An 11,251-nucleotide genomic window follows, 5' to 3' on the forward strand; every position below is an offset into this window, starting at 1 on the left:
CAGCTCTCGGAGGCAGCTGGCCTGGACCTCGTCACGTTCCAGGACCATCCGTACCAAGCAGCCTTCCTCGACACGTGGACCCTGATGAGCTTCGTTGCCGCCCGGACCGAGCGGGTGCACATCGCGAGCAACGTCCTCAACCTTCCCCTCCGGCAGCCGGCGGTCCTCGCCCGCGCCGCGGCAAGCCTCGACCTGCTCAGCGGCGGTCGAGTCGAGCTCGGGCTCGGGGCCGGTGGTTTCTGGGACCCGATCGTGGCCATGGGCGGCGAGCGGCTCAGCCCCGGCGAGTCGCTGACCGCGCTCCGCGAGGCCATCGATGTCATCCGCGGCATCTGGGACAAGGGCAACCCAGAGCGTCTCGTCGTCGACGGCAGGCGCCACCGGGTCAACGGCGCCAAGCGTGGGCCCGCCCCGGCACACGACGTCGCGATCTGGGTCGGCGGACTCAAGCCGCGCATGCTGCGACTCATCGGCGAGAAGGCCGACGGCTGGCTGCCCTCGCTCGCCTACCTGAAGGGCATGGAGCAGATCGACGAGTCGAACGCCCGCATCGACGAGGCCGCCTCCGCAGCCGGTCGGGACCCGAGGGACGTACGCCGCCTGGTCAACATCGGTGGCCAGTTCACCGCCCAGCCGAGCGACCGGCTCCTCGTGGGGCCGCCCAGCCAGTGGGCCGAGCAGCTCGCGACGCTGGCGCTCGAACACGGCCTGAGCGCCTTCATCGTCGTGGGCGACGACCCGAACCAGCTTGCGCTCTTTGGCCAGGAGGTCGCGCCGGCCACCCGCGAGCTCGTCGTGGCAGAGCGCGAGCGACGTGGGACGCCAACGGCCCGTCCCGGCGCGGCGAGCTGACCAGCACCATGGATCTCGGACACCCCCTCGAGTTCGGCACGTTCATCACGCCGCTCAACAGCCAAGGCACGGACGACGCACTGGCCCCCGTCCGCCTCGCCCAGCTCAGCGAGGCGGTCGGACTCGACCTCGTCACGTTCCAGGACCACCCGTACCAGCCGCGCTTCCACGAGACGTGGACGCTGCTCAGCTGGGTGGCGGGCCAGACCGAGCGGATCCGGCTGGCCCCTAGCGTCATCAATGTGCCGATGAGACAGCCGGCCGTCCTCGCGCGAGCCGCCGCGAGTCTCGACCTCCTCTCGCACGGCCGGCTCGAGCTCGCCCTCGGTGCCGGCTACTTCTGGGATGCGATCGAGTCGATGGGCAACGATCGCCTCTCACCGGGCGAGTCGGTCGACGCGCTCGAGGAGACCATCTACATCATCCGCGGCATCTGGGCCGCCAGTCAGCGGACTCCGGTGCGGACCAAGGGAACCCACCACCGCGTCGACGGCGTCGACCGCGGACCGGCGCCGGCCCACAACATCCCGATCTGGGTGGGCGGTGGGAAGCGACGGATGCTCGACCTCGTCGGACGGCTCGCCGACGGTTGGGTCATCCCGGGCGGCAACTCGGGTCTCGCGGACCTGTCCACCACCGGCCGTGCCGTCGACGCAGCAGCGATCCGGGCCGGCCGCGACCCACGCGAGATCAGGCGCATCGCCAACGTCTCCGGCCGCTTCGGCTCACGCGACGGCGGCTTCCTCGACGGGCCTCCCGCGCAGTGGGTCGAGCAGCTCCTGCCCCTCGTCGTCGATCACGGCGTCGGGACCGTCGTCCTCGCCTCCGATGACGCGGACTCGATCGAGACCTTTGCCGGCGAGGTCGTTCCCGCCCTCCGCGAGGCTGTCGCAGCCGAGCGGGCCGAGCGTGGCACCGAGACGCGGACCATCGCGAGCAGCTTCATCCGGGTCCAGCGCCACGTCGGCATCGACTACGACTCCATCCCGGCCACCTTGGCAGCGGACGCGGTCGAGCCCGGCGATGCCGCCTACGCTCGGCTCCGTTCCAACTACATGCGGGGCGGGAATCCCGGAGTCGTGCTGCAGCCACGCGATCCGAGTGGGGTCTCGGACGCGGTGCGGTGGGCGCGCACCCAGCCGGTGCCCTTGTCGGTGCGCAGCGGCGGCCACGGCATCAGCGGCCGCTCCACGAACCACGGCGGGATCATCATCGACCTGCGCCAGCTCAGGTCGATCGAGGTCATCGACCCGTCCAGCCGACGCGTCAGGGTCGAGCCGGGCGCCCGCTGGGGCGAGGTCGCGGCGGTCCTGGCCCCGCACGGCTGGGCCATCACGTCCGGGGACTACGGCGGAGTCGGAGTCGGCGGCCTCGCGACGGCGGGTGGGATCGGCTTCCTCGGGCGGTCGCAGGGCCTGACCATCGACCGGTTGCGTGCCGTCGAGATGGTCCTCGCCGACGGGTCCCTGGTCCGCACGAGCGAGGCCGAGCGTCCCGACCTCTTCTGGGGGGTCCGCGGCGCCGGCTTCATGCTGGGCATCGTCACGGCCTTCGAGCTCGAGGCCGGCGAGGTGGACGACGTCGGTTTCGCCCAGCTCGTGCACGACGTCACGTCCGACGTGGCCGGCTTCCTCGAGCGGTGGGGCGCTGCCGTCGAGTCGTCACCGCGCGACACCACCAGCTTCCTCATCATGGGGCCGCCCCGTGAGGGCCGCATCGTCGCCCAGACGATGAACGTCGTCGCCTCTGACGACTCCGAGACGATCCTCTCCCGGCTCCAGCCGCTCGCCAACACGGCGCCCCTTATCGGACAGCAGGCGCAGATCCTGCCCTACGAGGCTCTCGTCGTCCCGCCGCCGGCGATCCACGACGCGCAGGGGCAGCCGGTGTCTCGCTCCGGTCTGCTCGACCACGTCACCCCAGAGTTCGCGAAGCAGGCCGCCGAGCTGCTCCACTCGGGCGCCACGTACTTCTTCCAGATCCGTGCCCTCGGCGGGGCGACCCAGGACGTGCCGCCCGATGCAACGGCCTTCGCCCACCGGTCCGCCGGGTTCAGCGTCGTCGCCCTCGGCGCGACGCACGCCCAGCTCGACCGCGAGTGGGACGCCCTGGCCCACCACTTCAACGGCCTCTACGTCAGCTTCGAGACCGACCGTCGGCCCGAGCGCCTCGCCGACGCCTACCCGCCCGCGACGCTCGCCCGGCTCCGCGAGCTCAAGCACCGGTACGACCCGGATCACGTCTTCAGGGACAACTTCCCGCTCGACCGATAGCTGCCCATCACATCGTTGAGCGACGCGTCAGTGGTGCAGGCGGGTTCCCTTGACGATCCGGTCGACCATGTTCTTCGGAGCATGCAGGGCGACACCGACGAGGTCCAGCGCGTCCGAGGGCGCCGTGGCGACCACCTCGCGGTTGGCCGCATCGTGCCCCGTCGTGAACATGTCCTTCGTGTAGATGGCGAGCGGAGTCCCTCGGCGTACCGCTCGCTCGTGCGCCGTCGCGACCGCCGACGGCGTGCCCTCGAAGATGAGCACCGGCATCCCGAGGAGCGCGAGATAGGTGCGTCCGGCGGCATCGGCATAAGGTTCCCCGACGAGCTCCGGGTGCGCCGCGGTGACACCGCTGATGAGGAAGGCCGTGACGTTGAGCCGCTGCCAGACCTCGAGGTCGTCACGCACGACCACGGCGATCTTCGTGTCGAAGGGCGGGGTGAGCAGGTCGTCCATGGCCCGAGTCTGCCCTGCCGCCGGAGCCGCCGCTACGTTGGCTCACCACGACCCGGGGATCACTCCGCTGGAGGGCAACCCAGCGGCATACGGCATCCTTGGATGTGACTCATCATCGCGAATACCTTTGTGTCCGAAGGTCGGCGAACAGGTCCAGCAGTGCCGGGTCGTCCACGGTGTCCGGGTTGGCTGCGCGCGTGACCGGCACGCCCTGGAGGATGCGTTTGACGGGGACTTCCAGCTTCTTCCCCGTGCGCGTGTGCGGGACGCCCCGGACCTGGTGGATCTCGTCGGGAACGTGCCGTGGTGAGGCCTTCTCTCGGATCGCGGCCCGGATCCGGTCCGCAAGCGCCTCGTCGAGGGTCTGGTCGTCCGCGAGCACGACGAAGAGCGGCATCCAGTAGGAGCCGTCCTCCTGCTCGGCGCCGATGACGAGCGCCTCGACGACCTCGGGGATGGTCTCCACGGCTGCGTAGATGTCGGCGCTGCCCATGCGGACCCCGTTGCGGTTCAGGGTCGAGTCCGAGCGCCCGTGGACGATGACAGAACCCCGCTCCGTGATCGTGATCCAGTCGCCGTGGCGCCAGACCCCGGGATGCACGGCGTAGTACGCCTCCCGGTACCGCTCGTTGCCGGGATCGTTCCAGAATCGGATCGGCATGCTCGGCATGGGTTCCGTGACGACCATCTCGCCGACTTCGCCGCGGACGGGCCGGCCCGCGTCGTCCCAGGCATCGAGGGCGACGCCGAGGGCCGGCACCGAGATCTCACCGGGCCAGATCGGGACGGTGGGGGAGCCGACCGCGAAACCGCTTCCGACGTCGGTGCCGCCGCTGATCGACCACAGGGGCAGCGGACCCACGGCGTCAGCGGCCCAGCGGTGCAGGTGGGGCGGCAGTGGTGATCCGGTTGACGCCAGGGACCGCAGCGCGGAGAGGTCGAACTCGTCGCCGGGACGGAGGCCGGCATTCTCCGTCGCCTGTAGATAGCCCGGCGACAGGCCGAAGAAGGTGACCCGCTCGTCCTGCACGACTCGCCACAGCGCCGCGGGTGTCGGGTGCATCGGAGACCCGTCATAGCAGACGATGCTCGCGCCGACGGCCAGTGCGGAGGTCTGGATGTTCCACATGATCCAGCTGGGCGACGTGTACCAGAAGAAGCGGTCGGTCTCAGTGAGGTCCTGGTGGAGGCCGTGCAGCTTCAGCATCTCGAGGAGGATGCCGCCGTGGCCGTGGACCATCCCCTTGGGCAGGCCGGTTGTCCCCGAGGAGTAGACGACCCAGAGCGGGTGGTCGAACGGCACGTCAAGGGGCACGGGAAGGGCCGTGTCAGACGCAGCCTCAGACGCAGTGTCCCGAGACGGAACCCTCGTGGCCTCCGCCCACGTGACCGTCCTTGTCGGGGCTCGCGCTCCCCGAGAGGTACCAAGGTGTGGAACGACGACCGTGTGCTCGATCGTCGGCAGCAGGCCGGCCAGCTCGTCGACAGCAGGGAGCCGGTCCACCTCCCGGCCACCCCAGTGGTAGCCGTCCGCCGCCACGAGGACACGCGGCTCGAGCTGCCCGAAGCGGTCCGCGACCGCGCTCGGCTGGTAGTCCTGCCCAACCGAGCTCCACGTCGCGCCGACGGCGGCGGCTCCGAGGAAGGCGACCACCGCCTCGGGGATGTTCGGCAGGTAGCCGACAACCCGGTCGCCCGGCCGTACGCCGAATCCGGTGAGGCTTGCAGCGAATGCCAGCGCCTGCTCGCGAAGCTCCCCGCGGGTCAGCACGTGCCGCGCGCCGGCCTCGGTCCTCCCGATGACGGCGATGTCGTCGTCGTCGCCGGGAGCGAGGACGTGGGCCGCGTAACTGAGGCGTGTCCCGGGGAACCATCGGTGCCCGCCGGGCGCGTGCAGACCTTCGAGCACCCGCTCGGACGACGGCCGTTCCGGCAGGTCGAACCAGTCCCACACCTCGCCCCAGAAGGCCGCGGGTTGCGTGACGGACCAGCGCCAGAGGGCGGCGTACCCGCTGGTCGCGAAGCCGTGCCGGCTCCCGACGTGCTGCTGGAACCGCGCCAGCACGCTGTTCCGCAGATCACGCTCGTTCGGCGACCACAACGGCACGACGGCGTCTGTCATCGTTCCTCCCGGATTCGAGGGGACCAGGACTCCACGGCGACCCCACCCTAGTGACGGGGCAAGCCCAGCGGCATACGGCCTGGGTGTGAGAGCTCACCCCGCGCCACGGGAGGCCAACCTTTCACACCCAGCCATGAGGCCAGAGGCGCCCGCAGGCTGGCGGTACCTTGCCAGCATGGACGCGGCCCGCACCTATGCCGACCTGACCGACGAGGAGCAGGCCGAGGCGCTGCGCCCCGCGGCGATGGACGCGGCCGAGGCTTTCGGTCTCGAGGTCCACCGGCTCGAGCTGGTCAGCCATGCCTTCAACTCGACCTTCTCCCTCGAGGCCGGGGACGGGAGGCGACTTGCCCTTCGGGTCAACACCAACTCGACCAGCTCGGTTGCTGAGGTGGCCACCCAACAGCAGTGGTTGACAGCGATTGCGGCGGAGACCACCGTCCACGTGCCGCGGCCCGTGTCAACGCCCCGCGGCGAGTGGTACGCGCAGGTGGAGTCCGCGGCGCTGGGGCGGCCGGTGCTGGTGACCTGTGCGAGCTGGCTGGAGGGTCCCGATGTGGGTGACCCCGACGCCGAGGTGGCCCGCGAGCTCGGCCGCTCCATCGCACTGCTGCACGCGCACGGCACCGGGTGGCAGCTGCCGCCCGGTGGCCGCCTGCCGCGGTTCGACAGCCCGTTCTTCCGCGACCCGGACCGCCTCGGGTCCGCGTCCGGCCTCACCGACGACCAGCACGAGGTGCTCCGGCGTGCTCGCGTGGCCACCACGGAGGCGTTCCGACGGGCCGATGCGGCAGGACCGGTCATCCCGCTCCACGCAGACCTGCACGGAGGCAACCTCAAGTGGCAGGACGGTCGGCTGGCGGTGTTCGACTTCGACGACTGCGGTCTGGGCGTGCCCGCACTGGACCTCGCCATCAGCACGTTCTACCTGCGTGGGAGCGACCCCGCGACGGAGCCGGCGATGCTGTCCGGCTATGCGGAGGTGTCGGTGCTGCCGGACATCGCACCAGCCGACTTCGAGGCCCTCGTCGCCTCGCGCCAGCTGTTCCTGGCCAACCTGCTTCTGGGCAGCAGCACCGCCCAGTGGCGCGAGCTGGCCCAGACGTACCTGCCGTTGTCCGTCGACCGGCTGCGGCACTGGATGCGCACCGGCCGCTTCACTCGCGCCCTGCCGACGACGTGACGGGCTTTGCGCTGGAAGGCAACTCAGCGGCATACGACATTGGCCGTATGCCGCTGAGCTCGCTCTCGCTGTCGCGCGCAGACCCGTCGTGGGCAGTCCGCCCCGAGGACTCGCATCCTGCTCCGCGAGGCGGAGCAGGATGCGAGTCGACACCGAAGGTCGACGCCCGTGCGGGGACCTGCGGGCCCCGCACGGTCATGCTGCGCGTCGCCCGGTCAGGCGCGCAGCGCCTCGGCGAGCTGGCGGAAGTCGTCGACGAGGATCGCCATGTCGTCGTCGCTGTGCATGAGCGAGACGAGCCACTGCTCGTCGAGCCCCGGCGGTGTGAGGACACCCCGGTTGACCCCCCACAGCCAGGACAGCTCGGCCAGGCCGAAGTCGGTCGCCTTGTAGTCGCGGTAGTTGCGCACCGGCGTGGCCGCCCACGTGACGCAGCCCTTGACGCCGAGGCCGACGGTGTGGGCGGGCAGCTCGTGAGCGGCGATGATCTCGTCGATCGCGTCCATGGCCCGGTTGTTCATCGCCTCGGCATCATCGAGCGCCTCCGGCGTGCAGATCTCGTCGACCGCGCGCGCTGCCGCCATGACGAGCGGGTTGCCGTTGTACGTGCCGAAGTGCGCCATCCGCCCGTCGACCACGACCTCCATGATCTCGCGCTTGCCACCGAAGGCGGCGAGCGGCAGGCCACCACCGATCGACTTGGCGAGCGTGATGAGGTCGGGCTGGACGCCCAGCCGCTGGGCTGCGCCGGCGTAGCCCGCGGTGAGCCCGGTCTTGACCTCGTCGAAGATGAGGACGACGCCGTGCTCGTCACACGCCGCGCGCACGCCGGCGAGGTAGCCCTCGTCGGGGACGACGATCGAGAGGTTCTCGATGACGGGCTCGATGACGAGCGCGGCGATGTCGCGGCCGTGCTCCGCGAGTACCCGCTCGAGCTGCCCGAGGTCGTTGTAGGCGATGACGTGGACGGTGCCCGCCTCGACGTCGAACGGGACCTCCGGGATGGGTGCCTCGGCCGGGCCGATGTCCGCGAGGTCGGGCTTGACCGACACCTGGAGGCCGTCGTAGCCCCCGTGGTAGCCGCCCTCGATCTTGATGATGGCCTTGCGGCCGGTGTGGGCCCGGGCCACCCGGATCGCATACATCAGTGACTCGGTGCCGGAGTTGGTGAAGCGGAGCATGTCGAGCCCGAAGCGCTGCTGGAACCGCTCCGCCATCTCGGTCGCCTGCGGGGAGGGCGTCACGAAGAGCGTCCCGGTGTGCGTCAGGGCCTCGGTGACGTGCTTGACGACGACCGGGTTGAGGTGGCCCACGAGCATCGCGCCGAAGCCCATCGACAGGTCGAGCAGCCGGTTGTCGTCGACGTCGGTCAGCCAGGCGCCCCGCGCGGAGGCGATCGAGATGGGATAGGGCTCCCAGTGCTGGAACGAGCTCGTCACCCCGAGCGGCAGCGAGCGGCTCGCCCGCTCGTTGTGCTCGCCGGAGCCGCGGGACCACGACGTGAACCGGTCCCACTCGGCGGCCAGGAGCTGCTCCACCCGCCGGGGGTCGATCGGCTCGGACCGCTCGGGCAGGCGGCGTCGGGTCCCCGGGTCGTGGGAGGTGCTGGTCTGGAGCATGCCGGTCATCTCTGTCTCCTTCGCGTCAGCCAAAGACTAACGAATCCGCATGAACGAATGCTAGTCCACCGCTGAAACCGTTGATCTTGAGGGGATGCACCTTCGGATTCCGTCGTTGCGAAGGCGGTCAAGGCCAAAGGTCCCGGACTCCTCGCCGAGGGCGGTGGGCATTGTCACGGGTTGCGCTCGGGTCCCGGCAGATCATGCCGCAGGACAATGGGCCTCAGGGCGTTCGGCCGCACGCCCAACCGGGCGGGCGGCACTTCGATGGAGTACGAGGTGTTTGCAATGAAGGCGCTTGTCTACCACGGACCCGGCCGCAAGGCGTGGGAGGAGGTTCCGGATCCCAGCATCAAGGATCCTGCGGACGCCATCGTCAAGATGGAGGCGACGACGATCTGTGGCACGGATCTGCACATCCTCAAGGGAGACGTGCCGGCCGTGACCGACGGCCGCATCCTGGGCCACGAAGGCGTTGGCGTCGTCACCGAGGTGGGCTCGGAGGTCGGCAAGGTGAAGGTCGGTGACCGGGTCATCGTGTCGTGCATCTCCAAGTGCATGAAGTGCGACTACTGCAGGGCCGGACTGACGTCCCACTGCCAGACCCTGGGCGGCATCGGCTGGGTCTTCGGCCATCTCATCGACGGCACGCAGGCAGAGCTCGTCCGGGTCCCCTTCGCGGACAACGGTCTCATCCCGCTGCCCGAGGGCGTCACGCCGGAGCAGGCGGCGATGCTGAGCGACATCCTGCCCACCGGCTTCGAGATCGGCGTCGTCTACGGACAGGTCAAGGAGGGCGACGTCGTCGCCGTCATCGGTGCCGGCCCGATCGGGCTCGCCTCGATCATGACGGCAGGACCCCGGGGTGCCTCGAAGATCATCGCCGTCGACGGCGACGCGTACCGGCTCGAGCAGTCGCGTGAGTTCGGTGCGACCGACACCATCGACATCACCAAGACCGACGACGTCGTCGGAGAGCTCAAGGAGCTGAGTCGCGACGGCCTCGGCGTCGACGTGGCGATCGAGGCGGTCGGGATCCCGGCCACCTTCACCACTGCGCTCGACTCGATCCGGCCCGGCGGCCGCGTCGCCAACGTCGGCGTGCACGGCCAGCCGGTCAGCTTCCCCATCGAGCGCGACTGGATCAACAACATCACCATCACGACTGGTCTCGTCAACGCCACGACGGCCCAGGAGCTGCTCGACCAGATCGAGGCGGGGGCGATCGACCCGGGCAAGTTCGTCACGCACCGGTTCACGTTCGACCAGTTCATGGAGGCGTACGACACCTTCGCGAACGCGGCCGACAACCGAGCCCTCAAGGTGCTGCTGACCAACAACGGCTGATCCTGTCGGGGGGAGCCCAGCGGCACACGTCCATGCCGTATGCCGCTGGGCTCGCTGGCTGCGCGACGACCGTTCTCGTGTGGCCGGCGCGCGCGGGGGTCGGCACGCCGCACTGTGCCAGCGCAATCGGTGCCGAGCGGCGTACCGTTGGAGCGTGAACATGGTGCATCTCACGGACACTGAGCTGGCGCTGACCCGGAACGCCATGCAGTCCTACCTGAGCACGTTCGGCCATGACGAGGCGGACGTCCGCGCTCAGGTCAGGAGTGTCATCGCCAAGCTCAACGCAGCCGAGCAGGACGACGAAGAGCCGATCATCATCGGGTGATCCGGGCCGTGCCGCGACCGCGACATCAGGCAGAGTCGAAGGCCCGCTGCAGTTCCGCGATGTCGAGCTTCTTCATGCGGAAGATCGCATCGGCGACGGCCTTCTGCTTGGCCGGGTTGTCGGAGTCGAGCTCGTACAGCGCGCTCGGGACGACCTGCCATGAGAAGCCGTACCTGTCCTTGAGCCAGCCGCACATGCTCTCCTCACCTCCGTCCGCAGTCAGCCGGTCCCAGTAGTGGTCTATCTCGTCCTGGTCGGCACAGAAGATCTGCATGGAGGTGGCCTCCGAGAAGGTGAACTCCGGCCCTCCGTTGAGGGCGGTGTACGGCTGCCCGTCCAGCTCGAAATCCACCGTCATCGCGGTCCCCGGACCGAACGGAGCGGGGAACGGACTCCCCTCCGGGTACGGCTGGACCCGCGTCACTCGAGAGTTGGGAAACACGGAGCAGTAGAAGTCAGCTGCTTCCTCGGCCTGGCCGTTGAACCACAGGCACGGGACTGTTCGGGGCATCGGAAGCCTCCCTTGGCCCACACGCGCGAGTTGGACAGGTACCGAGGCTAGTCCTCCAGCCACCAGGGGTCGACCCCCTCGGCGCCGGGGGGGCCGGGCGTCAGGTGGCGGGGTCGGACTGCGGCGCACGGATCGGGATGGGGCCCGTCGGGTCATCCAGCTCGATGGACCAGCTGTGCGGGACGACTCCGGCCGTGGCGGGGAGACCTTCGATCGCCCGACGCCTGGTGCCCAACGGGCTCTCGCCGACCAGCTGCAGCTGCGGCCCGCCGCCGCGCCGTGGGCCCTGGCCGCCCAGGAGGACGCGCACCTCCTCGTGGCCGACCTCCACCCGCTCGCCGCGCACGCTCAGGCTCAGGGGCTCGCCCACCTCGACGACGAAGGTGATCGCCTCGCGGTCCAGCCTGACGCGTAGCCGCGCCTGCTGCCAGCGCATCCGCCAGGTCAGCGACGGCCAGCAATCCGGCAGCCGGGGATCGAAGGTCAGCCGGCCCCCGTGGTCGCGCATCCCGCCGAAGCCGGCCGCCAGCGCACTCCACACCCCTCCGGTGGAGGCCACA

The 11,251-nt window shown here is 70.0% G+C and carries 10 protein-coding genes; 5 read left to right on the forward strand and 5 right to left on the reverse strand.

Going from position 1 to position 11,251, the window contains the following annotated elements; all coding sequences use genetic code 11:
* Positions 1-852 (forward strand): LLM class flavin-dependent oxidoreductase (locus VJN29_RS17635; RefSeq protein WP_324144946.1); only part of this gene is annotated, 852 nt, incomplete at its 5' end.
* Positions 853-860: 8 nt separating this feature from the next.
* Positions 861-3,125 (forward strand): LLM class flavin-dependent oxidoreductase, encoded by a 2,265-nt coding sequence (locus VJN29_RS17640; protein WP_324144947.1) that lies wholly within the window; start codon positions 861-863, stop codon positions 3,123-3,125.
* Positions 3,126-3,152: 27 nt separating this feature from the next.
* Here VJN29_RS17640 and VJN29_RS17645 read toward each other — a convergent pair whose 3' ends face one another.
* Entirely contained in the window at positions 3,153-3,581 is a 429-nt protein-coding gene (locus tag VJN29_RS17645) for a DUF2000 family protein (protein WP_324144948.1), read from the reverse strand.
* Between the two features lie 112 nt (positions 3,582-3,693).
* Positions 3,694-5,703, reverse strand: coding sequence for an acetoacetate--CoA ligase (locus VJN29_RS17650; protein ID WP_324144949.1), 2,010 nt, complete (start codon positions 5,701-5,703; stop codon positions 3,694-3,696).
* 175 nt (positions 5,704-5,878) lie between these two features.
* On the opposite strand from VJN29_RS17650, the gene VJN29_RS17655 reads away from it, so the two are divergent.
* A complete protein-coding gene (locus VJN29_RS17655; RefSeq protein ID WP_324144950.1) occupies positions 5,879-6,886 on the forward strand; it encodes a phosphotransferase enzyme family protein in 1,008 nt (335 codons plus the stop codon).
* A gap of 215 nt (positions 6,887-7,101) precedes the next feature.
* Here the strand turns inward: VJN29_RS17655 and VJN29_RS17660 are convergent, their stop codons facing one another.
* Positions 7,102-8,514: an aspartate aminotransferase family protein gene (locus tag VJN29_RS17660; RefSeq protein WP_324144951.1), complete on the reverse strand. Its 1,413-nt coding sequence runs from the start codon at positions 8,512-8,514 to the stop codon at positions 7,102-7,104.
* 279 nt (positions 8,515-8,793) lie between these two features.
* Here VJN29_RS17660 and VJN29_RS17665 point away from each other — a divergent pair, with 279 nt between their 5' ends.
* Both VJN29_RS17665 and VJN29_RS17670 read left to right on the forward strand, forming a co-directional pair.
* Positions 8,794-9,852, forward strand: coding sequence for a zinc-dependent alcohol dehydrogenase family protein (locus VJN29_RS17665; RefSeq protein WP_324144952.1), 1,059 nt, complete (start codon positions 8,794-8,796; stop codon positions 9,850-9,852).
* Positions 9,853-10,006: 154 nt separating this feature from the next.
* Complete coding sequence (locus VJN29_RS17670; RefSeq protein ID WP_324144953.1) at positions 10,007-10,180, forward strand: hypothetical protein; 174 nt, start codon at positions 10,007-10,009, stop codon at positions 10,178-10,180.
* 25 nt (positions 10,181-10,205) lie between these two features.
* On the opposite strand, the gene VJN29_RS17675 is transcribed toward VJN29_RS17670, so the two are convergent.
* Together VJN29_RS17675 and VJN29_RS17680 are read right to left on the reverse strand one after the other, a co-directional pair.
* On the reverse strand, positions 10,206-10,691 hold the full coding sequence (locus tag VJN29_RS17675) for a VOC family protein (RefSeq protein ID WP_324144954.1): 486 nt from the start codon (positions 10,689-10,691) through the stop codon (positions 10,206-10,208).
* A 100-nt stretch (positions 10,692-10,791) separates the two neighbouring features.
* Positions 10,792-11,251: glycosyl hydrolase family 65 protein (locus VJN29_RS17680; RefSeq protein WP_324144955.1), on the reverse strand; the 460-nt coding region annotated here is incomplete at its 5' end.

The sequence above is a fragment of the Intrasporangium sp. genome, assembly GCF_035280925.1.
Lineage (GTDB): Bacteria > Actinomycetota > Actinomycetes > Actinomycetales > Dermatophilaceae > Intrasporangium.